Consider the following 26,259-nt stretch of genomic DNA (forward strand, 5'->3'; position numbering starts at 1 on the left):
ACTTTTCTTGCATTTCATGCTTACACTTTTGCCATGGCTACAGAATCCAAGATCAATGAAGATGTCGTTGCTGTTCCTGTTTCCCAGGGCACACTGGATGCAGTAAGCAACGGTACGTTCTACAATCCCCACGAGGTGCTCGGTGGGCACCTCGGCTCCGGCAAGCACACGGATGTCGTCACGATCCGCGCCTTGCGTCCGTTGGCAAAATCCGTGACGATCCTCACTGAACAAGGTCAAACACTCGCAATCCATGAATACAACGGCGTCTTCATGGCACTCGTTCCCGCTGTCGCCACCGATGATGGCTACGGCGTACCGGATTACCGCATCCGCACTGAATATGAAGACGGTTCCGTTGTTGTTTCCGACGATCCCTATCGTTATCTGCCGACTATCGGCGAGATGGACATGTATCTGTTTGGCGAAGGACGCCACGAGCGCCTGTGGGATGCGCTTGGCGCGCACGTGCTCCGCTACGATGACCCGATGGGTTCCTCCGAGGGCGTAAAGAACGAGCAGGTGGTCGGCACCGCGTTCACCGTGTGGGCACCGAACGCCCACGCAGTGCGTGTGGTCGGCGACTTCAACGGCTGGAATGGCCGTGCCCACGCCATGCGTGAACTCGGATCCTCTGGTATCTGGGAACTGTTCATCCCGGGCATCAGCGCTGGCGAGATCTATAAGTATGAGATCCTCAACGCCAACAATGAGTGGACCATGAAGGCCGATCCGATGGAACGCTCCCATGAGATTCCGCCACGTACCGGATCCATCGTGGTCGAGTCCACCCATGAGTGGAATGACGCCGATTGGCTGGCCGAGCGCGCGGCCAAAGACCCGCATAACGGCCCCGTCAGCATCTACGAGGTAAATGCTTCCAGCTGGCGCAAGGACGTGAACGACTACCGCGAGCTCGCCGACAAGCTGGTCCCCTACGTGCAGAAGGAAGGCTTCACGCACGTGGAGTTCATGCCGTTGGCGGAGCATCCGTTCTCTGGCTCCTGGGGCTATCAGGTGACCGGCTACTACGCGATTGATTCACGTTTGGGAGGTCCGGACGACTTCAAGTATCTCGTTGAGAAACTGCACGAAGCCGGCATCGGTGTGATTATGGACTGGGTTCCGGCCCACTTCCCGAAGGATGCGTTCGCACTGGGTCGCTTCGATGGCACGCCGCTGTACGAGGATCCGGATCCGACGCGTGGCGAGCACCCGGATTGGGGTACGTACGTGTTCAATTTCGGGCGCCGCGAGGTGCGCAACTTCCTAGTGGCCAACGCCTGCTTCTGGCTGGATGAATTCCATATCGACGCTCTCCGCGTGGACGCGGTCTCCTCCATGCTGTACTTGGATTACAGCCGCGAGGCCGGCCAGTGGCATCCGAACATCTACGGAGGCCGCGAGAATCTCGAGGCCATCGACTTCCTCAAAGAAGCCAACGCCACGGCATACAAGAACAATCCGGGCATCATGATGATCGCCGAGGAATCCACGGCATACCCGGGCATCACCGCACCGACCGACGCAGGCGGCTTGGGATTCGGCCTCAAGTGGAACATGGGCTGGATGCACGACACCCTGCAGTACCTGCATGAGGAGCCGATCAACCGCAAATGGCACCACAACGAGATCACCTTCTCCATGGTGTATGCCTATTCGGAACACTATGTGTTGCCGATCAGCCATGATGAGGTTGTGTACGGCAAGGGTTCCGTGTTTGGCAAGATGCCAGGCAACGATTGGCAGAAGTATGCCGGCGTCCGTGCGCTGTTCGCCTACCAGTGGGCGCATCCGGGCAAGAACCTCACCTTCATGGGCAATGAAATCGCCCAATATGGCGAGTGGGACCACGACGGCTCCATCGACTGGGATGCCCTTGAATGGCCTGATCATCGGGGAGTACAGAAGCTTGTCGCCGATCTGAACGAGCTGTACAAGACATCGCCGGCATTGTGGAGCCAGGATTTCGATCCTGCAGGCTTCCAGTGGCTCACCAGCGATGACGCCGACCACAACACGCTCAGCTTCGTGCGTATCGGCAAGGATGGCGAGCAGATGGTCGCAGTCGTGAACTTCTCCGGCGAAGCCTGGTCCGACTATCAGGTGCCGCTCACCAAGGGCGGAAAGTGGACGGAAGTGCTGACCACAGACGACGAGATCTACGGCGGCTCCGGCATTCATAATGGCACGGTCGAAGCAGTCGAAGGCGAGTATCATTCACGAGATTGGTCCGCAAAGATCACCGTTCCGGCACTGGGCGCAGTATTCTTGAAGCCGGAACTCTGAGAAAGGCGGAAAGCTATGCTCAACTCATCAGCACAACCCACAGCGACTCCACGCACCGTTCTGGTGGTCGAAGACGAGCCGACACTGGCCACTGCCATTGCGCAACGCATCACAGCGGAAGGCTGGACGGCACGTGTGGCATCTGACGGTGCCAGCGCGGTTCAGGCCGCCACGACCCTGCGTCCTGATCTGGTCATCATGGACATCATGTTGCCTGTGATGGACGGGCTTGAGGCCACGAAACGCATTGTGGCGGAACGTCCTGTGCCAGTGCTGATCCTGACGGCACGAGACGACGAGGCCGATAAGGTCATCGGCCTCGGTGCCGGAGCCGATGATTACATGACCAAGCCGTTCTCCATGCGCGAGCTCATCGCCCGCTGCAAGGCGCTGCTGCGCCGTGTGGATCGCGCCAAGGTCATCGCCAAGAATTCCGAAAACGAGAAGCTCCTCGATTTCGGTTCCTTGGTCATCGATCCGGCGCAACGCATCGTCACCGTCGACGGCAAGCAGGTGCATCTGACTCCTACGGAATTCGATCTGCTGGCCACGCTGGCTCGCAAGCCAAAGTCCGTGCTCACCCGCGAGAAACTACTCGAAGAGGTGTGGGATTGGGTGGATGCCTCCGGCACCCGCACGGTCGACTCGCATGTCAAGGCGCTCCGCCACAAGCTCGGCTCGAAGACCATTCGCACCGTGCATGGCGTCGGCTACGCATTCGAACCGCCGGAACCCCAGGACTAATGCTTGAGGAACTATTGCGCTAAGATTCGGTAGTATGCGTGCTACCGATACGAAATCAGGGCGTTCGGTCAATCCATTGGAAACCGAACGTCCTATTGGTTTGTTTTCATCGCTCAAAGTCGAATTGAGCGTTCTTATCACCATCTCCACCGCCATCGCATTCATCATGGCGTGGTTTCTGCTCAAAGTCGGCCTGAGCGTATGGATTGCCATGCCAATTACCCTTGCCGTAGCTTTGGGCATCACCTACTTCTTCTCCAGAGGTCTCACTTCTCCCCTGCGCCAAATGCGCGACGCGGCCGAAGCGATGGCCGACGGCGACTACACCGTGCGCGTGCATGTCGATTCCAATAGTCGCGACGAAGTCGGGCAGCTTGCCCTCACCTTCAACGAAATGGCGGAAGAACTCCAGCATGCCGATCAGATGCGCCGAGATATGGTGGCCAATGTAAGCCACGAATTACGCACGCCGGTATCGGCACTGCAGGCCATGGTCGAGAACATGGCGGATGGCGTGGTCGAGCCCACTCCCTCGAATCTGGAAAGCATCCTCAACCAAACGCATCGTCTATCCGACCTGATCGCGTTTCTGCTTGATCTTTCGCGCATGGAAGCCGGTGCGGCAAGCCTGCGGATCGAAATGTTCAATTTCGCGGATTTTCTCGATGAAACCGTGGAACCTTTGGAAATCGCCGACGCAGGGCATGCGCACGACATTGAAATGCATGTGCCCGACGATATCGAAATGGAAGGCGACAAAGACCGCTTGCGCCAACTGTTCACCAATATCATCGCAAATGCGCTCAAACATTCCGCAGACAACACCAAAGTGCTTATCGAAGCGCATGAAAACAAGGATTTCGGCACCATCGTCACGAATGTCGTCAATTTCGGCTCCCAGATTCCGCAAGAGGACCGTTCCGATATCTTCCGTCGTTTCGTCAAGGGAAAAACAGGACCGGGCACCGAATCGGGAGGAACCGGCCTTGGACTGTCAATCGCACGTTGGGCCGCCCAATTGCATGGCGGCTCGGTGATGGTCGTCGACGATCCGCGCGGCGCCGATTTCGAAATCATTCTTCCGAAATATCATACTTCGGATGACGAATAAATATTTTCCGCGATCAATACTGTGCTTGCATTGACTCGTCCACTCGCTTTCCCGCCGGAGTGTGCGCCAGTGCGAGCACGGTAATAACCGTGGCACCGTTCTTCCGCATCGTCTCGACACAACTGCGCATGGTCGCGCCGGTCGTAACGATATCATCCACCAAAATCACCATCGTATTCTGCAATGAAACCGAAGAACGCACCGAAACATGCCCTTTCAAGCGCTGCGAACGCTGCGCCGCACCCTTGGTCTGCACTGATTTTCCTTTGATGCCCTTGTTTTCCAAGGCGTCGCATACCGTCACCTTGCAACCTGTTTGCCGTTGAAGAAAACTTGCCAGCCGTTTGACGATCGGCATCATGTGCCTTCGTCCTCGACGCCGCATCGAAGCGCGCGACGACGGTGCCGGAACCACGAAAACGGCACGGTAGGAGTTTTGCCTGCCACGAATGAAATCAATGACGCCAGATATTTCAGCAAGTCTGCATATGGCTTCAGAAAACGGCCGGTCGCATTCCTCATCCCCATGGTCCTTCCATGCGAGAACCGCTTTTCTGACGGTGCCGCGGTACCATCCGCATGCAAACCAGCTTCCCATCGCAACGCCATCGAAGATCTGAGCGGAAGAATGAGAGAACAACGCCATGCAGTCTTCGCACAACACGTCGTCCGGCTTATCACAGCCGGCACAACCTCTGGGAAACAGCAGATCGATAACCTGCGAACATGCCCTCGTCATTGAGTCCATGCGCGGACTTCCATCCGGTTCTACCGTGACAGACTGGCGATGATTCCACCGCACAGCTTCACGGTATCGTTTGGGCAGGTGACCTTCACCGCCCTGGCGCCGGCCCGCACCGCAGGGTAATCATTGCCATCGGGATCCATACGATCCCCTACGAATACGATCTGGTCCACTTCAATGCCAAGAATATCGGCCAATTCCCGGACCGCAAACGACTTGTCGACGTTTTTTGCGGAAATATCAACACTGCTGGCTCCACCCGGACGCACCTCAAGATACGGCAAATCGGCAGCAACGGCCCGCGCCAAACGATTTTTCTTCTCATTGGTCGGATCCCATGCCTCCTTAGCCTCGATGGGTGCAAGCTGCCCCAATGCGGAGAACGTGATCTGACTGCCGCGGTTTTCGATGCGCTCTCCCCAAACATGGGTGAGCCATATGTTCTGCTCGCGTGCATTACGTTCCAACGATTCGTAGGCTTTCGCACGATCCTCTTCATTGAGGTCGTGGGCGAAGACCTGCATCCAATTCGCACCATCCCAACGATAGTATCGCGTGCCGCTGGTCGGCATAAGATGCAGATTCGCCCGGTTTGCCTGCCCTGTCAGCCGTTCCACCACCTGGCTTTTCAGCAACGCATACTTGCCTCCGGTGATCACCGCGACATCGATCAGTGACGTCAATGCGGAGAAGCATTCGGCCATATCGTCCTTCATCGGTTTTTTTGACCTTGCCAGTGTATTGTCAAGATCGAAGGCGATAAGTCGTACCCCAGCGCACAGATCATCGATATTCACGTCATTCCAACAGGGCACGGAAATATCCGTCATGATCGTTCCTCCTATGTCGGTGCAATGAACAATATGGTATCGCATATTCACGCAAAGCCCTGATATGGTAGAGGTCATGTATCAATTGCCTTGGGAATCAACCGTGTATAGGAATCGTCATGGTCGTGGAACGAGAACGCCGATGTTCGGTACGAGACTTCCACGGTACCGCACACGAAGCGGCATGTTCGACGATATGCTGGTTGCGCAGATTCGCAGGCTCAACAATGCGTGGCCGGAACTGGTGGCACCGGTGCAGTTTGCTGTCGAGGATGTGCCACCATCCGACCCGGCGCCTTGGGAGGCCACCCCACATTTGGGGTCGCAGTCGTTTCCTGCCGAGCATGGCATACCGCCGCGCATAGTGCTGTACCGTATGCCTTTGCAGTCGCATGCGCGCAGCCGCATGGATCTTCAGCTCGCGATTCGAGACGAAGTGGTGCTGCGTCTTGCGGAACTGTATGGGCGCCGTCCTGAGGAGATCGACCCGGATTGGGGTATGTGATCAGCGCACGATGGTCATGTTCTGATTGGACCACACCTGTTCGCGGGCTTCCTTCAGATCAGTTGCACCGATAATGGATACTCCGGCCAGCTTTGCATCCGAAACGTCCTTCTGGCTTACGCGGATGTTCCACACCATGGATTGATTCGGATCGGTGAGACGGACCGCGGCCACGTCTCCATCATTGACATCCGCCAATTCGACCGTGGTTGAGGCGCCGGCTTGGATGGTGATGTCACTCTGATCCACGATACCGCCGGCCTCGTTATATGACGTCAATGTAGCCGTGCGATCGTCGTCCGATGTGTTGGTGACGCTCACTTGCGCCGTGGCATGGTCGGGGACGGCCATGGCGGAGACATTCATTGGCACCGAAGCATTGACCAAAGCGAAATCAGCCTGATCGCTATCTCCATCATTAGTGACTTTTGCAGCAGCCATTACCGGCTCAGTGGCGCTGATGGTGAGACCGGTCGCCGATTTGGGAACGGAACCCAAGTCGATGACCGAAACGCGATTCGCCTCAAGCGTCTGCCGATTGGTGTTCTTCATTCCTTTTCCGTCCGTCCAAGATACCGTGACGTCGGACTGCCGGGACGGATACACATACAGATTGACGGCGTCGCCTTCCGACAATCCGTTAATCGCCAGCGCCTTCGCTGAAGCATTGTTGGGGACCGCATAATCCGAACCTTTCGAAGTCAGACCGTCCATTGCGATCGTGCGGACCACGGCAGCGACCGGAGTATCCGCACTGGACACGGTGACATACAGGGCGTCCTGTTCGGAAGCCGCCGCGGCAAGGTTCAATATGGATTCCTTGCCCGCTCCCACCATCAACGTCGAACCTGTAGACAACGCCAAGGCACCGGCTTTGTCGGATCCCCAGACCTTGATGTTCACCGACGTGGCTTTGGCTGAAGGATTGGCCACAACCAGCTGCTGGGTCATGCCTGTTTTGGTGCCCGGCACCATCAACGACTGGTTCAAAGCCGGTGTGACGCAGGAAGCCGCGGAAACGCCTTTCAAATCTCCATCAGTGGCCCAAGACATCATCGAGGAAGCCGCTCCCGTTCCATCGGAAGCCGACAACAAACGGGTGTCCTGCAACTGGGAACCGTCATCGACGGTACCGGACGCAATAAAAACATCATCGTCCGATCCCTCATCATCCTTGTTCAGTACCAACGCCGAAGTGGTCTCATCAGCGCCAAAAAGTCCTACGGAGGAACGGAACACCGCACCGAATGCCGTGTAACGCGCCGACGATGCGATATTGCCGTTGGACGCCTGATATTCACTGTCACCATACGCACCGGTATCGGCAATCGTCATTCGTGCAGGGCAATACGTTTCCAGCTGGCGGGGGCTGACCGTACGAGACACGGACGAGCGTTGCGTCGCCGGCGAATCGGCATGAATCCATGTCGGACGATATACCGCAGCCACAGCCACCAATGCGACGATGACCAGCACCGACGCAACCGCCAGCACCACACGCCAAACCGTTTTGGAACGGGAATGCTTACTCATGCTTCCTCCTGACCCTGACGCCTCATGCGCGGAAGCGCAACCAAGCAGTACGCAGCAATAACAACCCCCATGCACCACAGCCATGCCTGGCGCCAAACGCTCGACTCCGCCTGGCGATACCCCTTGCGGTCGATATGTTGCTTGGCTGTGTCTTGAAGGGTAAGACGATAGTACGTCCCCGCATCGGTGCTCACAACGTTCTGCGTACCATCCGAAGCGCTGATATTAGAATTCAACTGGTCGAATATCTGCTTTTGCGCCTTGTCATCACCGGAACGCACCACATATATGCCGCCGAATCCCAATTCACTCAAATCGGCAACGGCATCGGAATCAGCATTCGACAATAGCTGAGCACAATCCTTCGCAATCGCCTTGCTCGCATCATCGGAACGTCCGAAAGCCACTTCGACGCGCTGCGCCGGAGAACCGTCAATCAAATCACCTCGACGGGTGCGCATCACACTGTAGCTGATGGAACCTGTGCTATCCGCACGTACGGCAAGCACACGTCTCGCCTCATCCTGCGCAAGGTAGTCGGAAGCGACGATAGGCAGTCCCGAATCGCTGGCAGCGACCGTGTCATGATCTCGCATGATGAAATCGAAACCGGCACTCGCCACAACAGATGCGGCGATCAAGACAACCAGTACGATTCGCACGGTACGACCGGCAATAATGCCCTCAGAGGATTCATGCCCTTCAATCTCAACATTACCGGCGGGCCGCTGCCACAGCATGACGAATCTTTGCACCGCACTGCCGGCGACCATGCACACGCAAGACAGCAACCCCATCATCGTGAACGAAACACCTGGAAGCACGGAACCGGCCACGGCTCCGTCGGAGTCGACCGCAACCACAACCGCAGCGGAAAGCAGCGAAGTAGCCAAGCCTGCTATCGACACAACCCACATCATGCGCGACGCACGAAGTACAAACGGCAGGAACAGCGACACCGCGGCGAGAAGCACAATCAAGGCCAATATCGCCACAGTCGCATACTGCCATGCCTCGCCTGATAGGGTAACGCCGAACGCGCGGGAAACAATATCCGAAAGATTGGCGATCATCGGACGCCCATCATGCGCCGACGACGGCAACATCACGCTACCGAAAATCTGACGCCAGGTGCCAGCTCCCGCGTAACGTACCGCATTGACCAACGTCGGCGCACATACGAACGCAGCCGGCAGCGGAATCAACAGCAGGGTCGTTCTATGGGAGCGCACAAGCATAAGGAACACAAGGAACGACAACATCAACGGCAGCAACAATTGCGGTTCGGCGGCTACAACGGGAATGAAGCATAACGCGGCAAGAGCGGCGGCCTGCACGGAAGCCTGAGGCTTGAGCAAATCCTCCGTTCGATACATGCCCACAGCTCGGAAAGAGAACGCGAAAGCCCCGGGGAGGAACACCATAACCGTCATCATCGCCACATCGGCATCGTTATATACGCTCATTGACAACGATATGGCGAACCATGCCAATGCGGTCACGCAGCGTACCGTGTCAGAGCGGGTGAAGATTCCAGCCAAAGCCCAGAACGACAGCACCATCAACGGCGCTGACAGGAAAAACACCACAGCGACGGCGGTCGCCACATGCCCCGCAGTGAACACGGAAACCACCATGAGCGTCAACAGCCATGGCGCACTCGGCGCGCTGACGCCGGTTCCCGCGGTATACGCCCACGACGTGGTGGCGGCGCGGACCAGCTGGACAAAGCTTGCGTCGGTCGGCAGCAATGTATGCGAATACATCGATGCACCGGAGCACACGCTACGGAACACATTCCAATACAGGAAGACGATCCAAGCGAACGCGATCAACGCAGAAGTGAGGGCAAATCCCCACCTGCGCATCAGCCTTTTGCGCAGATGCGCTTTGGCGAGGGGGCTAAGAATCACCGTGCCATGCTGGTCGAGGAAAGCCCGCCTGCGATCGTTCCATTGTTTGATTTGCTGACGGCTCGCCTGCAATGCTGACAGTGATTTCAGAGAAACCTTGCTTTGCTCGCGCAGCCTGGCGCGAGCGCGCCATGCGCCCGGCAGGTAGAGCAGTGAACGCCACGGCAAAGCCAGCTCGCAACAGGCATGGTACGGCTGCTTACGGGTGAGGCAGAGCACGGCCAAGCCCAGCGCCTTGATAATCGACCAGATCCACAGCAAAGGCCACCAGGAACGATGCACATCCGTGTACGCATATTTCGTGTTCGCCTCACGCTTCGCAAGATATGGATCGACGCGGCCATCCTCGTCTTCGACCGGCTGGCCACTTTTGGAGCGTACGCCGTCGAACCGTGCTCTTCTATGGGCAATCCGAGCCTGTGGCACCACCACCACACGACCTCCACCCAGGCAGATGCGCCGGCATAGATCCATGGATTCGGCGAAGGTGCCAAACCAGGAATCAGCGCCCTTCCACGTTCGCAAGGCAGCCAATGGAACCAACGCGCCGGAAAGCGAAACTGCCAGCACATCCTGCCGGCCATCATACTGTTCCTGATCGGGTTCCCCATCCACCACCAAAGACACAAGATTGTGGTGTCCCGCATACAGACCGACGTTATGCAGGTTTTTCGCTTGCCAATCCAACTGTTTCGCGCCGAGCAAAGACGCCGTCGGCGTGTTTCTCCAAGCATCAAGCAATGCTTCGAGGCATAGCTCGTCGGCCGGCCTGGAATCGTCGTGCAAAGTCCACAGTGCGCTGACCTGGGCGTCAAGATCGATCTGCCGTATCGCGCGAGACACGGCGTTCGTGAATGACGTCGCGCCTTTCACCCCTACCAGAACAACACGTACGGTTTTGCTTTCAGGAACTTCCGTAAGCACGCCAGCCGGCGACGGAATGACGTCAAACGTCATCTGCATGGGCTGTTCTACCTGATTAGTGCAATCTGCAACGATGATGGTACCCGGAAGCACACGCTGTGCGAGCACCGCCGCAAAGGTGGAAGGGAAAAAGCGTAAATCGCTTTGCGCGGTAATCACCGCAGCCACGGACGGATCGGCATCCTGCCGGTGGGAGTACGGCCTGCTGTTAAGCATATCGGTCACGATTCCCTGAATATCGCTGCTGGCATTAGAATTCATAATTTCCAGTGTACGCACGGGGCATGCCGTACGTCATGCTTGTTCCTTGTGTTCCTTCTTGTAACGACGACGCTCGCGTTCGCTCAAACCACCCCAAATGCCGAATCGCTCATCGTGTTCGATGGCCCATTTCAGGCACTGTTCGCGGACCTCACACTGGGCGCACACGCGTTTGGCATCCCTAGTGGAACCGCCCTTTTCAGGAAAGAACGCCTCCGGGTCGGTTTGGGAACATAAGGCCCTATGCTGCCAAGAAACATCGTCATCGCGCTTGAACAAACCCCACAACTCCGCAAGCGGATTGTCGGAGGACTCATCGATCACGCCCCACATGCGTCCTCCCCATATCTATACATATGCACACTTCAGTCGTGTTAAATTACACACATGCAATTTCTTTTTGTCAAGTTTTCCGCCGTGTCAATAACCTTGATTCAAGAAAAATGTGGTATATGGAACGACCGGGACGATGGGGGTCTGAAGCAAAATCAGTGAAAATCGGGGAACATCTCTATAATCCCATAACAGAGTAGTGGTATGTTCTAGAACGCGTTGAGATATGGCGTGATCTTTTGTATAAACAGGAAGGCGATACCGTGACCACATCACCAGCCGGCGATAAGCTTCCTAACGTCAATGGACTGCGAGATGCACAGCCGCGACACAGCCTTGGATATCGAGTGCAGCATCGCACGAGGACGATAGTCGCTTCGGTCATCGCGGCGATGCTAGTGTTCTCGGGAACCGCGGCAGCCGCGACATGGTTGGATGTGAATGGCATCATCAAAAACCATTCAGTGGAAATTATCGGTCAAGGTTCACTTGATGCCAACACGGCGATCATCGACCCAAATTCCGGCAAGCCTATCGAATTCGTACTCATCGGGCAGGATTCCCGCGATGGCAAGGAAAACCAGTCCGTCGGAGGCGATTTCGACGATGTGGTAGGCAACCATCAGGCTGACACCACGATGGTGGCGCAGATTTCCGCGGACCGCACCAAAATCAACCTGGTTTCCATTCCGCGCGATTCCTTGGTGGATGTGCCTCAGTGCGAGACGACCAATGGCACGATTCCCGCGCAATACAACGTGATGTTCAATTCAATTTTCGCGAACGCATATCAGACCGGCGGCGATCTCGCCTCGGCCGCAAGCTGCACGTTGAATGCAGTGAACAGTCTCACCGGATTGAACATTCAGAACTTCATCGTCGTGGATTTCGCAGGTTTGGTCAAGATGGTCGACGCCGTGGGAGGCGTCGACCTGTGCATCCCGCAGGATGTCGACGATCCCTACACCAGCCTGCAGCTCACCAAGGGACTGCACCATCTGAATGGATATCAGGCGACGCAGTACGCGCGAACCCGCCATGGTTTGGGAGATGGTTCCGACACGTCGCGCACGACCAGGCAACAGTACCTCATCAAACAGTTGATGAACGAGGCACTCAGCAAGAATCTTCTCACCGATACCGCACAGCTATATCAGCTGGCGAAATCGGCGTTGCAATCACTGTATATTTCGCAAGGCATGGCCGACACCGCCGCACTTGCAGGTCTCGCCATGAGTCTCAAGGACTTCAATCTGTCCAACCTGTATTCGCAGACCGTTCCGGTAGTGTCCGCGCCGTCGGATCCGAACCGTTCGGTCTGGGCCGATGAGGCGGAGACGCTTTGGGAAAAGATGCGCGCGGACAAGCCGATTTATGGTTCCGATGAGTCCGAGGCGAACACTAATGACGGCAGCGCAGACAATTCCGGCGATTCCACCGATACTTCGGCTGAAGGCACCGACAATGCGGGTTCCCAGGAAGCAGCACCCACGCCCGATCCAGTTACTGGTCTGATCACGCAAGCCGATGGCACGCTGATCGATCCGAACACCGGCGGCACGGTCGACCCTGAAGATGGTTCCATCCATGACGCTCTTACCGGACAGTACATCGGACTTGCCGACCGTTACCTCAATGCGACGGTTTGTGCCGTTCCCACAAAGAACTAGACCGCTTTCACCGAATCCGTTCCTACACGGTGTAAATGGTGTAGGAACGGATTTCTTTTTGGAGGATATTTGTATGAGTGAAGAGAACGGCGGCAAGGATCCCATGTCCGTACCACCGAGCTTCATCCCGTCCGCAGGGCGGAAGAAGACGGAACCACAACCTCATAAATCCCCGGTTCCTCCGAAATCCGGCTCCCAATCGATTCCGAGCTTTTCTCCTGCCTCGCAACAGGCCCGTTCTAGCGCTTCGCATTCGGCCAGACGATCCACGCAATCGGCTTCCGCAGCGCCATCCGCAGCTGCGTCGGGCACACCGCAAAGCTTCCGCCCTGCCGCACGTTCCGCCAGCGGAACACGCAAACCGGCCACGTCCTCTCCCGCCTCATTCGCACCTGTTTCAGCATCGCATAATCCGAAACGTACGGTACAACAGGTACGAGGCTCCTCCTCCAGACCAGCAAGCACACCACGAATGACCAGCCAAGGCACCTCAAGACAAAACATGGCCGGCTCCGGCGCATCGGCATTGCAATCCGTCGCAAAAAAATCCGTTCGACCGCACGGAAAGCGCCATGTGGGAAGAACCATTCTGATCATCTTCCTTGCCATAATCCTCTCTTTGGGATTGTCGACATTCTCCGCATGGAATTGGGTGGACGGGCAGCTCAACAAACAGTCCTGGCTGACCGGCAAAGCCGATACCGCCGGCGAAAGCTGGCTGATTCTCGGTTCTGACGAGCGCGAAGGCACCATTGGCGACGCGGGAGACGTGACCGGTTTCAGAACGGATACCATTCTCGTACTCACCAAGCCGAAATCCGGCTCGTCCTCACTGATTTCCATTCCGCGTGATTCCTTGGTGGAAATCGACCAAAACTATATGAAAATCAATGCGGTCGCGCAACTGTATAGCGGAAAACAGCTGGTCAACGAGGTTGAAGACATCACAGGGCAGAAAATCGACCATGTTACCATGGTGCAGTTCGGCGGCCTTGTCAAAGTGGTCGACGCCCTTGGCGGTGTTGAATTGTGCTACGACCAAGACGTGGATGACCCGTACTCCCAACTGCACTGGACTGCCGGTTGCCATACTGCCGACGGCAACACCGCGCTTGCGTTCTCTCGTATGCGTTATGCCGACGCGCAAGGTGATTTCGGACGTGCGGCCCGTCAGCGCCAGGTCATCAACGCCATAGTGAAAAAGGGCGCATCCAAGAATACGCTTCTGAACTTCGGTAAGGTCAAGAAAGTAGCGGAAGCGGCGTTAAGCTCCGTGACCGTGGATGAGAAGGCTTCGACCTCATCGCTGCTGCACATGGCCTTGGCCTTCAAAAGCGCTTCCGGAGACCAAGGCATTTCGGGAAGCGTCTACTGGACCGACCCCGACTATTACGTTGATGGCGTTGGCTCCAGCGTGTTGTTGGATGAGCAGAAGAATCTCGAATTGTTCTCCGAGCTGGCCAAAGGCACCCACGAGGCAGGCACTGTAGGCACGCTTGCCGAACAGCAGGGCTGACATTCCAGTCGGAGGATGTGGATAACTCATCCTCCGACCACAACCCTGGTTTCAGCTTGCACCCACTTATCCGCATTGCCCACTATGGCGGGTATGAATGGCAAGAACAAACGCAAGCATACCGATGGATTCAATGAAAACCGACTGATGCTCATCAGCTGGGCCGCGCCTGTGCTGGCGCAGTTCGCCATGCTTGTCGCGATGGTCGCGCAACGACAATGGCTGTACGTGGCTATGCTTGCTCCGGGGCTTGTCGGCAGCGCAATGTCGTTGATATCCATGGCATTGCGGTTTCGTCAGAAACAGCAGCATGACGAACCTACGGACCCGGCGCCGTCGAAGGTTGCGGAAACGCTAGAGCGGGCCATTGACCGATCACCATTCGCCGCGATGCCCCGTGTATGTTTCGAACGCCTCTACGGTTTGGATGACGACATGCTGCCGTGGCGTACCATCGCCCGAACGTGGCTCTCCCCCACATCCTCCTGCCCCTTAGGAATCACGCAACGTGGCTTGTTCCATACGGATTTGCAACGATCAGGCCCGCACGCGATGGTTGCAGGCACCACAGGATCGGGAAAATCGGAACTGCTCATCAGTTGGTGTCTATCGCTCGCCATGCAGCACAGCCCGGACGATCTGCATTTCGTGTTTCTGGATTTCAAGGGCGGATCGACGTTCAATGCCTTGGAACAGCTTCCGCACACGGTTGGAAATGTTTGCGATCTTGACCTGTCCCATGCGGTCCGTGCACTGAACGCCATCGAACAGGAACTGATTCGGCGTGAGACTTTGGTGAGCGCCGAACGTGTCTCCCGTTTCGACCAGCTGGCCAATCCTCCGGCAAGACTGGTCGTGGTCATCGACGAGTTCCACGCACTTCGCGACCGTCTGCCCGACTATATGCAACGGTTGAACCGTCTTGCATCGCTCGGCCGTTCCCTCGGCATGCATTTGATTGTCTGCACGCAAAATCCCATGGGCCAGGTTCATGCCGATATGAAGGCCAACATGTCGCTAAGCATATGCTTAAGGGTTACGGACCAGATGCAGTCGAACGAATTGATCGGCATACGAGACGCGGCGTTGATTCCTCCCCATATGCCTGGCGCCGCCTATTGCAATGACGGACAGCGCACCACGCCCTTCCTGTGCAGCGCGGTTCGAGATGTCAACCGACTTATCCGCAACATCGACACAGCCGCACGATTCCATGCTTGCAAACACCCCGATCTCTTGTTTTCCGATCCGCTCGCCCGGCATGCGACGCAATCCGATCTGTCGACCACAACGACCCGGCCATGGCACGAAATTCCTTTCGCTCTTGCTGACGATGGCGTGCTTGTACATACCGCCGTTCTTGACGTGAGCCAACAAAACATCGCCATTATCGGCGCTTATGGCAGCGGTAAAACCAATCTGCTGCTGCACTGCGCACGTTGGCTGTACGACACAGGTCGTGCCAATATTCGTTTCACACGCAAAAGCGAACATGGCATGGTGACGGATGACGGAAGGCCCTCGTCTTTGTATGAACGCACCATCTGGATTGTGGATGATGCGGACGATCCGCTCAATCCTTTTTCCACTTCGCCTGAAGCGAACGAACTGCGGGAGGCATTGGCAAATCCCAATATCACCGTGATCGCAGCTACGGAAAAACCCACTTCCGCACTGTTGGACCGATGCCCCACCCGTGTGGCTTTTCCCAGCGGAGAACGTTCCAACGATCTGATGTTGGGCATTCCCGGCGCGATTCTGGACGGATTCTCAGCGGATGACTATACCCTCCACGGTCGTGGCGTGCTTATTCAGCAGGCCAAAGCCTGCCCTATTCAGTGTGTAGAATTTCAAGGTTTTTGACGATTCGTGGGATTCTTTTCGTGGAAACTCTTGAAAAGTCGCACGATTCGTGGTTATCTGAGTAACGGACTTACATGCCTTACATGGCAAGAGGAAGGCGATTAATTATATGAGCAGTGCTTTTGACTGGCGCGCCAAGGCCGCATGTCGAGACAAGGATCCGGAGCTGTTTTTCCCGGTCGGCAACACAGGCGCCGCCTACCAGCAGATCGAAGAGGCCAAGGCCGTTTGCCGCACCTGCAAGGTGATTGACGCGTGTCTGAAATGCGCTCTCGACACCAATCAGGATTACGGTGTTTGGGGCGGTCTGAGCGAAGACGAGCGTCGCGCGCTTAAGCGTCGTGCCATGCGCGCCCGTCGTTCCCAGGCTATGCAGATGCAAATCTAAAGGTTTTTCGAAGATCCGTCATTCGCATACGCTCTGCGAATAGCAACTTACAAAAAGGTCCGGTTGACTCCTAACAGCCAACCGGACTTTTTTATGCCTTCCGAATCGCTTTCGCGTTCATCAGTCCTGCGCCGCACGCAGCTTCATGTCAAGCACCACTCGGGTGCCGCCGCCACGGCGAGGTTCCCAACGGACCGTACCGCCGAAATCGTTCTTGACGAACGTGCTGATGATCTGCGTGCCCAGACCGGACCCGGAGGAACGCGCCATGCCGTCATGCTCCTCATTGGCCAAACCGATGCCATCATCTTCAACCATGACATTGAGGTTGTTGCCGCCACGACCCACGCAAATCGTGATGTGCCCGTCTTTTCGGCCTTCAAAACCATGTTCCACGGAATTGGTGATCAGCTCGGTCAGCACCAGAGACAGCGGCGTGGCATCCTGCGCCGGCATCATGCCGAATCGTCCGATGAAATCAATGTCGATGTGCTGATCGCGCATGGTAGCCAAATCCACAGCCATCTTCAACAGACTGGAAATGACCTTGTCGTAGTCGACGATCTCATCGGCGGTCTGACTCAAGCCTTCATGAACCATGGCGATGGTCTGCACACGGCGCTGCGCCTCTTTCAGCTCTTTCTTGACTTCTTCGGACTTGGTTTTACGTGCCTGCAGTCGCAGCAATGCGGAAACCGCCTGCAGATTGTTCTTGACGCGATGGTGGATTTCGGAAATCGTCGCATTCTTAGTCTGCAATTCCTTTTCACGGCGACGAAGCTCGGTCACATCTCGGCATAGCACGACAGCGCCAACACGGCCATTGGCCTCCATCAACGGCAGCGAACGCATGGACACTGCAGACTTGTTGGCGTCAAGTTCAGAGTCGACGGCAGCCTTGCCACTGAGCACCAGAGGGAGGGTTTCCAGCACGGGATCGTTCTCACGTAGCAGTTTAGTGCCGATTTCGCTCAGGTACTCCCCCTGTATGGTGCTGACCGACCCCAAACGTCGGAAGCAGCTGATGGCGTTCGGCGAAGCATATCGCACGATGCCGTCGACGGTGAGTACGATGAAGCCGTCCGCCACACGCGCATTATGACGCTGGTTCATGATCGGGTTGCGGTACGGGAACTGGTCGCGCGGAATCATCTCATACAGCTGCTTGCCCGCGCTGATACTTTCGGATTCGTAACGTCCATTCGACTCTCGGGTGGCCAAGTTGGTTTCACGTACCACCAAACCCAGAGTCTTGCCGTTGTGGCGTACCGGCGCATATACGTTGCATACCGTGGACCCACCCACCGTGCGAAGCACCGTGGAACGGAACACCGACTCGGAGGCCATCGCAGCATCCAATTCAGCGCGCATCCCCTCCTCAACAACGTCGCCAACGACGTCATCGGTTATAAGGCTCATCACCGTGGATGGACGACACTGCTCGGCGATGATGTATTTGCCCTCGCCATTTTGCAAAATGAGCAGCAGGTCGGCAAAACTCAGGTCGGCAATCACCTGCCAGTCGGCGACCAAATGATGCAGCCATTCACGATCTTCGTCATCGAAATCGGGACGGGTCGTCAAGATATGTGAGAAATCAGCCATGCAGTCCATCATACGCATTACGCCAGAGGTTTTGCACGACACGTGCACATATTAGCCGAATATCATTGGGAAGAGAAATTGACATATCCATGAGTTACGGTAACGTAGGTTACGGTTCCGTAACTTACAGTGGAGGCACGCAGATGGCGAAACCCACAGACGCTCAGATCGAGGAAAAACGCGCGATCATCGCAGAAGCGCGCGAACAGGCGCTTCAAGCCAAGGCCGATATAATTCGCGTGAAGGCACGCAACAAGGCCGAGAACATTCGCAAGAAGGCCGATGGCAAGGCGAAAATGGCCATTGCCAAGGGTGAAGCTCGTGCCGCAAAAATAGAAGGCATCACTCCGACGGAAATCGAACGGAAGATTCGCCTTGACGTGCACGGTCGGCCCAAACCGGCGATGCGCGGCTGGATTCATGCCGTGGCCGCCCCCCTGGCATTGGCGGCCGGCATCGTACTGATCTGCCTGGCTCACGGTACCGGTTTGAAGTGGGCGTGTGCCGTGTTCATGACGTGTTCGCTGGTGTTGTTCGGCAATTCCGCCTGCTACCATTTGGGCGATTGGTCGCCTCGCGTTACCGATGTGCTACGACGCATCGACCACATGAATATCTTCCTGCTGATCGCAGGAACTTATACGCCGGTCTCCTTTGCGCTCGAACCGTTCTGGCGCAATTCAATCATCGCAGGCATGTGGATCTGCACTACCGTGGCGCTCATCATTCACGTCATCTGGATCAGCGCCCCACGCTGGCTTTACGTGATTGTGTATATTATTTTCGGTGTTTCTGGCGTGGCATTCATGGGATTGTTCTGGATTTCACCGTACGCCGGTCCGGCTGTTGTGGTGCTGTTGGCCGCAGGCGGCGCCTGCTACATCGCCGGAGCCATCGTATACGCGCTACGCAAGCCTGATCCATGGCCGAAGGTGTTCGGCTTCCATGAGATTTTCCATTGCGGCACTGTCGCTGGTTACGCATGCCATATGGTGGCGATCTACATGGTGATCGTGCAGCTATGGCCGTAAGTTCAGGTCATATCTGACTGCAGTTTGACGAAATATACGAAAAGGCTGGTTCATCAGTTGTATTCGATGAACCAGCCTTGTTATGTCGCTTTATGTCGCTGGAATACCAGATTCAGCTTATGACGAACATCACTCAGGCGAGCGGCTTGGCTTCCTTGATGGTCACGGAAATCTCACGTCCGTTCGGAGCCGTGTACGACACCGTGTCTCCCTCGTGAGCGCCGTTGATGGCTGCGCCGATCGGAGATTCCGGGCTGATGATGCTGTAATCCGTGGCGATGGACAGGTCACGCGTGCCAAGCACATAGACCATTTCACGGCCGTTGACATCCAACGTCACCAAAGAACCATCGCCGACTTCGCCGGCCTTGGGCGCGGTCAGAATCTTTGCATTGCGCAGCTTGACGGTCAGTTCCTCGATGCGGCCCTGATTTACTCGCTGAGCCTCACGCGCGGCCTGATAGCCGCCGTTTTCGCTCAAATCGCCCTCGGCGCGAGCCGCGGAAACCTTGGAAAGGATCTCGTCGCGATACTCGCCTTCGCGCCAAGCGAGCTCTTCCTTCATCTTGTCATAAGCTTCCTGCGTCAGCAGAAGCGTTTTTTCTTCGGCCATGTTGCCTCCTTGACCTTGGAAATTACTCTATACCGCTTAGTTTCAGCGAGTGGAGATGATGTCGATCACGAACACCAGGGTGTCTTCGCCGCCGATGCCGGCCTGCGGAACGCCACGGGAACCATAGCCATACTCCGGCGGAATGGACACCACCAAGCGGGAACCGACGTTGTGACCTGGAACGGTCTGATCCCAACCCTTGATGACCTGGCCAACACCGATGCCGAAGCTGGCCGGCTGGTGACGGTCGAAGCTGGAATCGAACGGAGTGTCTTTGCCCCAGACCACACCGTGATAATTAACGGTGACGGTGTCGCCGCGGCGAACCATCGGGCCATTGCCCTCGAACAGTTCCACAACCTTCAGACCTGCCGGAGCGGTCTCGGACGGGAATTCGATGGTCGGGCGATCGCCGAACTCAACATTGACAACGGGCATTTGAGATGCCATGGTGAACCTCCTTGAAAAGCACAATGCCACCTAGACTAGCACCAACCACCGCTAGCATTCAACGACATTGACCGCCAAACCACCTTTTGAAGTTTCTTTATACTTGGCCATCATGTCTTCGCCCGTGTCTTTCATGGTTTTGATGGCCTGATCGAGGGTCACGATATGCGTTCCATCTCCCAGCATGGCCATACGAACCGCATTGATGGCAGTGTTCGCCGCCATGGCGTTGCGTTCGATGCAAGGAATCTGCACTAAACCTCCCACGGGATCACAGGTCAGTCCCAGATTATGTTCGATGCTGATTTCCGCAGCGTTCTCCACTTGCTGCGGAGAGCCACCCATCACCGCGCACAACCCGGCCGCAGCCATCGAACATGCCGTACCGACCTCCCCCTGGCATCCGACTTCCGCACCGGAAATGGAGGCATTGCGTTTAAACAGGTACCCTACCGCACCTGCAGTGAGCAGAAAGGTAATAACGCCCTCTTCGTTCGCATGGTCAACGAAATGCCAGTAATAGTGAAGCACTGCCGGAATGATTCCTGCAGCACCGTTGGTCGGCGCGGTGACGATTCGCCCACCGCCGGCGTTTTCCTCCGACACCGCCAAAGCGAACAAATCCACCCATGCCGCATCCGACGATTCGAGCACCGCATCCACGCGTTTCTTGTCTCGCGCAAGCACATCACTGTTGGAGGCAAGCCTTGCATACATTTTCGGTGCCCTGCGGGGCACATCCAAACCGCCGGGCAGCACGGTCTGCGACGTATGACATCCGCGCTGTACGCAACGACGCATCACCCGCCACACGTTATCCAGTTCGCTGCGAACCTGCACCGCCGACTGCATGGACGTTTCGTTGGCCCACACAATGTCGGCAATACTCATATGGTGCTTCTCGCATAGCGCAATGAGTTCGTCGCATGACGTGAATGGATATGGCACATCCGAACCGTCATCAAGTGAGGAATCACTCTGCTGATCGGCGAAAGACGTTCCGACCGGCGGACGCTCATGAATGCCGATCATCAGATCCTCGGCATTGCCTTGCCGTACGAAGCCTCCACCGATAGAATACCAGACCTGTTCATCAACAAGATTGTTCTGCTGGTCAAATGCTTGGAAACGCATGCCATTAGGGTGTGCGGCCATGCGATGCCACACGTCCATCACCACATCATGCTCATAGTCGAAATCGATGCGATGCTTACCCGCCAGCAGCAGTTCCCCACTCGTCTCGCATTCATGACGAATGATGTTCACATGGTCCGTATCGACGGTTTGCGGCATGTTGCCTTCCAGACCTACCACAGTCGCGCGATCGGTACCGTGCCCCAAGCCCGTCAACGCCAGAGATCCATACAGTACCGTACGCACGCGGCTCACACGGCCAAGCGTTCCCGCATGGTCAAGTGATTCGACAAATTTGCATGCCGCCACCATCGGACCAACAGTATGTGAGGAACTTGGCCCAACGCCTATCTTGAACATTTCGAGAATACTGAACACGCCAATCGCCGCCTTGCTTCTCAGGTGCCTTGCTCAGGCTGCATACAATGCACGGAACATGAGAATCATAATAATCAAACCAATGATGGCAGCCGCAACTTCCACCACCAGCATGATGATGGCCGTGGTTTTACGATTGCCGAGTTTAACGTCAAGCAACTTGGCGAACAGGAAGGCGACGAAGCCAAGAGCTGCGCCATTCAGCGCAATCGCACCAATCTGGCCATTGGTGAGCACACTTTCCCCCACCATGGCAAGCACGGAATTGATGGTGGCGGAGAACACCAGCAGGCTCCATACACCGTAACCGATAAGTCCAACAATCGCATACGCGAACGGGCGGAACCGCTCACGCATCTTGAGCGTGAACGATTCGGCGCACCACAGCAACGCAAAGCCCACAACGAACGTGAACGCCACTGCCATGAACACCGCTTCCATAGCCCATGGAATCAATGCCAAAGACGCCTTCAACAACGAGAAATACAGCGGGGAGCAAGCCAGTTCGCCCACAGCCAAAACTCCTGCGACGATAATCGCTTGAGAGAGCATCAGCGGAATTTCCGTATCGGGCTGTTCGATTACTGGCTTGATATCTTTCGACGTCATACTTTTCCGTTCCGGTCGGCTACTCGGGTTATCAATGCCGCCAGTGTAATAACGGATTGTTTCGTACATGCTATCCAGCAACGTATTCACAGCGTTATTCGGTGCCGCCAGCGGGAATCGAACCCGCAATCCGAAGAGACCGATTTTAAGTCGGTTGCGTATACCAGTTTCGCCATGGCGGCAAGGCGTCGAACAAGCCGACGCCCAAGTTATTATGCCACGTTAACGTTCGGCAAGCAATCGCGTGCCGTAATCCAACACAATGCCATCAAGCAAACCGTGTTCGCTGGCCATGAAGGAGTCGATACGCTGACCATGGTCGGCATAGGCCGCCTCACTGACTTTGGCGAGCACACGATTCCACACCAAGGCACCACCGCCGACCACGTCAACACGACCCGGGTGAATGGTTTTATAGGTCAGGCGCTCTTCGCGCGGCATCTTAAGGAACTTGTTATCGACCGCATAAGCGTCTTCCAGCGAGCAGCTGGCACCATCTACCGCGGAATGGTCATATTCGGTCAATCCCATGGCCAGAGCGGTCATGGTGGTCACTGTGCCGGACACGCCGATGATAGTGCGGGTTTTGCCTGCAGGAACCGTTTTGAACGCTTCATCGATATGCTCGTCGATGTCGGCAATAGCCTCTTGGATCTGCGCTTCGGTAGGCGGATCGTTCTTCAAGTGACGTTCGGTCATGCGCACAGAGCCAATGTTCATGGAGAACGCGGCCTGCACCTGCGTGTTCGGATGGCTTACACCGTCGCCGCCAAGCACCAGTTCCGTAGAGCCACCACCCAGATCAACCACCAGATACGGGGCCTCGACGTCGCGACGAACCACGCTCGTGGCACCAAGGAAGCTTAGATCAGCCTCTTCCGTACCGGGGATGACTTCCGGACGCACGCCGAGGATCTGCTCGATATTGTCTTCGAATTCCTCACGGTTCTCAGCATCACGAGTGGCCGAAGTGGCAACGAAACGAATGCCGTCCACCGGATGCTCTTTCAGCACCTCGGCGAATTCGCGGGCAGCGGCGTAAGCACGTTCCAATGCCTCATCGGCGAAACGATGCGTCTTATCAACATCCTGACCAAGACGAATCACACGAAGAATACGCGGAACAATATCTTCAACGCCGTCTTCACTGACACGGGAGACCTTCAGACGAATCGAGTTCGTACCACAATCAATGCCGGCAACAGTAACGGATTTCATTGCTTCTTCTTTCTGTCTGAATATGGTTCAGTCTTCGTTTTCCACCGTGCAACGACATACACTGGGGTCGAATTCATGACGAATCGCTTCCAATGCCATGTCTCCGATCGGATTGGCGCCCTCGCCCATCACCAGAGTTTGCGCCAACAGGGCATGCAGACACTTGACGCGCACAGGCATGCCGCCAGCGCTGGTGCCTTCGATATGCTCCTCACTGTCTCCCATGGCAACGGCGATTTCATGCCGAAAGGCCAAATACAGTTCGTGCGCACGCTCGTAGGCGGCTTTCAGATCGTCATCTTCAGCCAAAAGATCGTTGTACTCCTTCATCTTGCCTTCGGCTTCGATGTGGGAGATGGCTTTCACCGCTTCCGGACCAGTCAAATAGCAAGTGGTCGGGAAAGGCACGTCTCCCGGCAGCAGCGGACGCGTGACCACAGCCAAAGGCCTGCCGCACACGCAACGTGCTCCGACAGCCACCATGCCACGCGGGTAACGACCCAACTGACGCTCGACCACAGCAATATCATGCTCGGTAGCAGGCTGGTCGAGAACCTTCTTCGCCAAGATTTTGGCCCGTTCGCTGATTGTCATACCCTGTGTCACTCCTGCTGATCTCCTGATTGCTGTTGGTTATTGTCTTGTGAAGTTTGCTGCTGGTCACCAGATTCCTGGCCTGTTCCATTCGCATCCGATTCGCCGGCTGACGTACTTCCGGACGTTTCCATCGACTTCGCTTCATCCGACTGGTCGGCTTGTTTGAACGAATACGCCATCTCCTTGTACCAAGGCAGTACGGTTTTCTGCGATTCGTCCGTCGTCTTCTTATCTTCTGTGGTTTCGCCGGTTACCGCTTCGGGATGTTCCACACGAATAGCCTGTTCTCCCGGAAATACGAATCCCAGACGATCCCTCGCCTGCGCCGTGACGTAGGCTTTATCATCCCAACGCGCGATGTCGTTTTCCAATTCCTGCTTTTGCGCTATCAATGAGGCTTCCTGCTTCTTCAAGCCATTCAATTCAGCCATATTCAACGCATAGACATGGAAGGTCGACGCCAACTGGATGATCCCTAAAGCCACGATAAATAACGCCACAAAGAACGCGATGGGACCAGCGCTGCCTTTTTTGGATGCTTTCTTGCGTGACTTTGAACTCATAGCAACGAAAATACCCGTCGCATTCGACGAGGAACACGACGGGCATTCTATATCAGCGCATATTCAATGCGCTTACGCTCACTTGGCGATGTACTTCTTGCAAGCCTTGAAAGCGCTGTAGCCAGCATACTGAGCGGTGGAGCCGAGCTCCTCCTCGATCTCGAGCAGGCGGTTGTACTTGGCGATACGCTCGCCACGAGCCGGAGCACCGGTCTTGATCTGGCCGGTGTTCTTTGCCACAGCCAGGTCGGAGATGGTGGTGTCCGGGGTCTCGCCGGAACGGTGGGAAACCATGGAGGTGAAGCCGTTCTTGGTGGCCAGCTCGATGGCGTCGAGGGTCTCGGTAACGGTACCGATCTGGTTCAGCTTGACCAGCAGGGAGTTGGCGGCGCCGAGCTCGATGCCCTTAGCCAGACGTGCCGGGTTGGTGACCAGCAGGTCGTCGCCGACGAACTGCAGGCGATCGCCGAGCTTGGAGGTGATGGCAGCCCAGTCTTCCCAGCCTTCTTCCTGGAACGGATCCTCGATGGAAACGATCGGGTACTCGTTGATGAGGTTCTCGTAGAAGTCGAGCATGTAGCCGGCTTCACGATCATCACCTTCGAAGTGGTACTTGCCGGTCTCCTTGTTGTAGAACTCGGAGGAAGCCACGTCAAGGGAGATGCCGATCTGCTTGCCCGGCTCGTAGCCGGCGGCGGAGATGGCGTCCATGATGTAGTTCAGGGAGTCCTTGTTGGACTTCATCTTCGGAGCGAAGCCGCCCTCGTCGCCGAGGCCGGTGGCCAGGCCTTCCTTCTTCAGGACGTTCTTCAGGGTGTGGTAGACCTCAACGCCTGCACGCAGAGCCTCGCTGTAGGTGTCGAAGCCGTACGGGGAGATCATGTACTCCTGAATGTCGGTGGCGAAGTCAGCGTGAGCGCCACCGTTCATGATGTTCATGTTCGGAACCGGCAGGATGTGGCCGTTGGTGCCGCCGATGTAGCGGTACAGCGGCTGGCCTGCGGACTCAGCGGAGGCGTACAGAGCAGCCAGGGACACGCCGAGGATGGCGTTGGCGCCCAGACGACCCTTGTTCGGGGTGCCGTCGAGCTCGATCATGACCTCATCGAGAGCGCGCTGGTCGGAAGCGTCCATGCCGATGACCTTCGGAGCGATCTCTTCATTCACGGCCTTAACGGCGTTGAGAACACCCTTGCCCTGGTACACGGACTTGTCGCCATCGCGACGCTCCCAAGCCTCAGCTTCGCCGGTGGAAGCACCGGACGGAACGAGACCCAGACCCTGGGCACCGTCTTCGGTGTCGAGGACGACCTCAACGGTCGGGTTGCCGCGGGAATCGAGAATCTGACGCGCGTAAACGCTTTCAATTACTGCCACAACTACTCCTTATAAACGTTAGGTTGTGATGACATTGCCTAGAATAGTGCGTTTTGTGG

Annotated in this window: 23 protein-coding genes and 1 tRNA gene; 9 read left to right on the forward strand and 15 right to left on the reverse strand. The window is 56.3% G+C overall.

Annotation, left to right across the window (positions count from 1 at the left end; all coding sequences use genetic code 11):
- The first annotated feature begins 33 nt into the window (after positions 1-33).
- The 3 genes from glgB to CE168_RS00545 are packed head-to-tail and all read left to right on the forward strand — an operon-like array spanning position 34 to position 4,144.
- Positions 34-2,289, forward strand: coding sequence for a 1,4-alpha-glucan branching protein GlgB (glgB, locus tag CE168_RS00535; protein ID WP_099570690.1), 2,256 nt, complete (start codon positions 34-36; stop codon positions 2,287-2,289).
- 15 nt (positions 2,290-2,304) lie between these two features.
- Positions 2,305-3,033, forward strand: coding sequence for a response regulator transcription factor (locus CE168_RS00540; RefSeq protein ID WP_099570691.1), 729 nt, complete (start codon positions 2,305-2,307; stop codon positions 3,031-3,033).
- A gap of 34 nt (positions 3,034-3,067) precedes the next feature.
- Positions 3,068-4,144: a sensor histidine kinase gene (locus CE168_RS00545; RefSeq protein WP_099570692.1), complete on the forward strand. Its 1,077-nt coding sequence runs from the start codon at positions 3,068-3,070 to the stop codon at positions 4,142-4,144.
- A 13-nt stretch (positions 4,145-4,157) separates the two neighbouring features.
- Here the strand turns inward: CE168_RS00545 and CE168_RS00550 are convergent, their stop codons facing one another.
- Positions 4,158-4,892 (reverse strand): ComF family protein, encoded by a 735-nt coding sequence (locus tag CE168_RS00550; RefSeq protein ID WP_099570693.1) that lies wholly within the window; start codon positions 4,890-4,892, stop codon positions 4,158-4,160.
- Between the two features lie 20 nt (positions 4,893-4,912).
- Positions 4,913-5,719, reverse strand: coding sequence for an HAD-IIB family hydrolase (locus CE168_RS00555; protein ID WP_099570694.1), 807 nt, complete (start codon positions 5,717-5,719; stop codon positions 4,913-4,915).
- A gap of 76 nt (positions 5,720-5,795) precedes the next feature.
- Here CE168_RS00555 and CE168_RS00560 point away from each other — a divergent pair, with 76 nt between their 5' ends.
- Positions 5,796-6,224 carry a metallopeptidase family protein gene (locus CE168_RS00560; protein ID WP_099570695.1) on the forward strand — a complete coding sequence of 143 codons (429 nt, stop codon included), beginning with the start codon at positions 5,796-5,798 and terminating at the stop codon, positions 6,222-6,224.
- Here the strand turns inward: CE168_RS00560 and CE168_RS00565 are convergent, their stop codons facing one another.
- The 3 genes from CE168_RS00565 to CE168_RS00575 are packed head-to-tail and all read right to left on the reverse strand — an operon-like array spanning position 6,225 to position 11,188.
- Positions 6,225-7,757, reverse strand: a complete 1,533-nt coding sequence (locus CE168_RS00565; protein WP_099570696.1) for a DUF5719 family protein — start codon at positions 7,755-7,757, stop codon at positions 6,225-6,227.
- Positions 7,754-10,855 carry a glycosyltransferase family 2 protein gene (locus CE168_RS00570; RefSeq protein WP_099571148.1) on the reverse strand — a complete coding sequence of 1,034 codons (3,102 nt, stop codon included), beginning with the start codon at positions 10,853-10,855 and terminating at the stop codon, positions 7,754-7,756. Before CE168_RS00570 ends, CE168_RS00565 begins: the two co-directional genes overlap by 4 nt.
- A gap of 33 nt (positions 10,856-10,888) precedes the next feature.
- Complete coding sequence (locus CE168_RS00575; protein ID WP_099570697.1) at positions 10,889-11,188, reverse strand: WhiB family transcriptional regulator; 300 nt, start codon at positions 11,186-11,188, stop codon at positions 10,889-10,891.
- Between the two features lie 263 nt (positions 11,189-11,451).
- On the opposite strand from CE168_RS00575, the gene CE168_RS00580 reads away from it, so the two are divergent.
- The 4 genes from CE168_RS00580 to CE168_RS00600 all read left to right on the forward strand — a co-directional run bounded on the left by CE168_RS00580 (position 11,452) and on the right by CE168_RS00600 (position 16,625).
- The gene (locus CE168_RS00580) at positions 11,452-12,858 is read left to right on the forward strand and encodes an LCP family protein (protein ID WP_180753644.1); all 1,407 of its coding nucleotides are present in this window, start codon (positions 11,452-11,454) and stop codon (positions 12,856-12,858) included.
- A gap of 73 nt (positions 12,859-12,931) precedes the next feature.
- The gene (locus tag CE168_RS00590) at positions 12,932-14,374 is read left to right on the forward strand and encodes an LCP family protein (protein ID WP_180753645.1); all 1,443 of its coding nucleotides are present in this window, start codon (positions 12,932-12,934) and stop codon (positions 14,372-14,374) included.
- Between the two features lie 84 nt (positions 14,375-14,458).
- A complete protein-coding gene (locus CE168_RS00595) occupies positions 14,459-16,237 on the forward strand; it encodes an FtsK/SpoIIIE domain-containing protein (RefSeq protein ID WP_099570701.1) in 1,779 nt (592 codons plus the stop codon).
- 109 nt (positions 16,238-16,346) lie between these two features.
- Entirely contained in the window at positions 16,347-16,625 is a 279-nt protein-coding gene (locus CE168_RS00600; RefSeq protein ID WP_003835265.1) for a WhiB family transcriptional regulator, read from the forward strand.
- A gap of 120 nt (positions 16,626-16,745) precedes the next feature.
- Here CE168_RS00600 and CE168_RS00605 read toward each other — a convergent pair whose 3' ends face one another.
- The gene (locus CE168_RS00605; protein WP_180753414.1) at positions 16,746-18,230 is read right to left on the reverse strand and encodes a sensor histidine kinase; all 1,485 of its coding nucleotides are present in this window, start codon (positions 18,228-18,230) and stop codon (positions 16,746-16,748) included.
- A 143-nt stretch (positions 18,231-18,373) separates the two neighbouring features.
- Between CE168_RS00605 and trhA the strand changes: the two genes are divergently transcribed.
- Positions 18,374-19,261 (forward strand): PAQR family membrane homeostasis protein TrhA, encoded by an 888-nt coding sequence (trhA, locus tag CE168_RS00610; RefSeq protein WP_099570703.1) that lies wholly within the window; start codon positions 18,374-18,376, stop codon positions 19,259-19,261.
- Between the two features lie 133 nt (positions 19,262-19,394).
- Here trhA and CE168_RS00615 read toward each other — a convergent pair whose 3' ends face one another.
- From CE168_RS00615 to eno, 9 genes are all read right to left on the reverse strand, one after another.
- Positions 19,395-19,874, reverse strand: a complete 480-nt coding sequence (locus tag CE168_RS00615) for a GreA/GreB family elongation factor (RefSeq protein ID WP_003835271.1) — start codon at positions 19,872-19,874, stop codon at positions 19,395-19,397.
- A gap of 42 nt (positions 19,875-19,916) precedes the next feature.
- Entirely contained in the window at positions 19,917-20,324 is a 408-nt protein-coding gene (locus CE168_RS00620; protein ID WP_065440040.1) for an FKBP-type peptidyl-prolyl cis-trans isomerase, read from the reverse strand.
- Positions 20,325-20,375: 51 nt separating this feature from the next.
- Positions 20,376-21,836: an L-serine ammonia-lyase gene (locus tag CE168_RS00625; protein WP_099570704.1), complete on the reverse strand. Its 1,461-nt coding sequence runs from the start codon at positions 21,834-21,836 to the stop codon at positions 20,376-20,378.
- 33 nt (positions 21,837-21,869) lie between these two features.
- Complete coding sequence (locus CE168_RS00630) at positions 21,870-22,445, reverse strand: cadmium transporter (RefSeq protein ID WP_099570705.1); 576 nt, start codon at positions 22,443-22,445, stop codon at positions 21,870-21,872.
- A 102-nt stretch (positions 22,446-22,547) separates the two neighbouring features.
- Positions 22,548-22,627 (reverse strand) — tRNA-Leu (locus tag CE168_RS00635).
- A 40-nt stretch (positions 22,628-22,667) separates the two neighbouring features.
- Complete coding sequence (locus tag CE168_RS00640; RefSeq protein ID WP_065447412.1) at positions 22,668-23,663, reverse strand: Ppx/GppA phosphatase family protein; 996 nt, start codon at positions 23,661-23,663, stop codon at positions 22,668-22,670.
- 27 nt (positions 23,664-23,690) lie between these two features.
- Positions 23,691-24,257 carry a DUF501 domain-containing protein gene (locus CE168_RS00645; RefSeq protein ID WP_099570706.1) on the reverse strand — a complete coding sequence of 189 codons (567 nt, stop codon included), beginning with the start codon at positions 24,255-24,257 and terminating at the stop codon, positions 23,691-23,693.
- A gap of 8 nt (positions 24,258-24,265) precedes the next feature.
- Positions 24,266-24,823 (reverse strand): FtsB family cell division protein, encoded by a 558-nt coding sequence (locus tag CE168_RS00650; protein WP_099570707.1) that lies wholly within the window; start codon positions 24,821-24,823, stop codon positions 24,266-24,268.
- 78 nt (positions 24,824-24,901) lie between these two features.
- Positions 24,902-26,200, reverse strand: a complete 1,299-nt coding sequence (gene eno, locus CE168_RS00655) for a phosphopyruvate hydratase (RefSeq protein WP_099570708.1) — start codon at positions 26,198-26,200, stop codon at positions 24,902-24,904.
- Positions 26,201-26,259 lie beyond the last annotated feature (59 nt).

The sequence above is a fragment of the Bifidobacterium sp. N5G01 genome, assembly GCF_002742425.1.
Classification (GTDB): Bacteria; Actinomycetota; Actinomycetes; order Actinomycetales; family Bifidobacteriaceae; genus Bifidobacterium; species Bifidobacterium hominis.

Excerpts from the sequence above, each read along its gene's own strand:
- glgB (WP_099570690.1), top strand. The coding sequence starts at position 34 with ATGGCTACAGAATCCAAGATCAATGAAGATGTCGTTGCTGTTCCTGTT.
- CE168_RS00540 (WP_099570691.1), top strand. The coding sequence starts at position 2,305 with ATGCTCAACTCATCAGCACAACCCACAGCGACTCCACGCACCGTTCTG.
- CE168_RS00545 (WP_099570692.1), top strand. The coding sequence starts at position 3,068 with ATGCGTGCTACCGATACGAAATCAGGGCGTTCGGTCAATCCATTGGAA.
- CE168_RS00550 (WP_099570693.1), bottom strand. The coding sequence starts at position 4,892 with ATGGACTCAATGACGAGGGCATGTTCGCAGGTTATCGATCTGCTGTTT.
- CE168_RS00555 (WP_099570694.1), bottom strand. The coding sequence starts at position 5,719 with ATGACGGATATTTCCGTGCCCTGTTGGAATGACGTGAATATCGATGAT.
- CE168_RS00560 (WP_099570695.1), top strand. The coding sequence starts at position 5,796 with ATGTATCAATTGCCTTGGGAATCAACCGTGTATAGGAATCGTCATGGT.
- CE168_RS00565 (WP_099570696.1), bottom strand. The coding sequence starts at position 7,757 with ATGAGTAAGCATTCCCGTTCCAAAACGGTTTGGCGTGTGGTGCTGGCG.
- CE168_RS00570 (WP_099571148.1), bottom strand. The coding sequence starts at position 10,855 with ATGAATTCTAATGCCAGCAGCGATATTCAGGGAATCGTGACCGATATG.
- CE168_RS00575 (WP_099570697.1), bottom strand. The coding sequence starts at position 11,188 with ATGTGGGGCGTGATCGATGAGTCCTCCGACAATCCGCTTGCGGAGTTG.
- CE168_RS00590 (WP_180753645.1), top strand. The coding sequence starts at position 12,932 with ATGAGTGAAGAGAACGGCGGCAAGGATCCCATGTCCGTACCACCGAGC.
- CE168_RS00595 (WP_099570701.1), top strand. The coding sequence starts at position 14,459 with ATGGCGGGTATGAATGGCAAGAACAAACGCAAGCATACCGATGGATTC.
- CE168_RS00600 (WP_003835265.1), top strand. The coding sequence starts at position 16,347 with ATGAGCAGTGCTTTTGACTGGCGCGCCAAGGCCGCATGTCGAGACAAG.
- CE168_RS00605 (WP_180753414.1), bottom strand. The coding sequence starts at position 18,230 with ATGGCTGATTTCTCACATATCTTGACGACCCGTCCCGATTTCGATGAC.
- trhA (WP_099570703.1), top strand. The coding sequence starts at position 18,374 with ATGGCGAAACCCACAGACGCTCAGATCGAGGAAAAACGCGCGATCATC.
- CE168_RS00615 (WP_003835271.1), bottom strand. The coding sequence starts at position 19,874 with ATGGCCGAAGAAAAAACGCTTCTGCTGACGCAGGAAGCTTATGACAAG.
- CE168_RS00620 (WP_065440040.1), bottom strand. The coding sequence starts at position 20,324 with ATGGCATCTCAAATGCCCGTTGTCAATGTTGAGTTCGGCGATCGCCCG.
- CE168_RS00630 (WP_099570705.1), bottom strand. The coding sequence starts at position 22,445 with ATGACGTCGAAAGATATCAAGCCAGTAATCGAACAGCCCGATACGGAA.
- CE168_RS00640 (WP_065447412.1), bottom strand. The coding sequence starts at position 23,663 with ATGAAATCCGTTACTGTTGCCGGCATTGATTGTGGTACGAACTCGATT.
- CE168_RS00645 (WP_099570706.1), bottom strand. The coding sequence starts at position 24,257 with ATGACAATCAGCGAACGGGCCAAAATCTTGGCGAAGAAGGTTCTCGAC.
- CE168_RS00650 (WP_099570707.1), bottom strand. The coding sequence starts at position 24,823 with ATGAGTTCAAAGTCACGCAAGAAAGCATCCAAAAAAGGCAGCGCTGGT.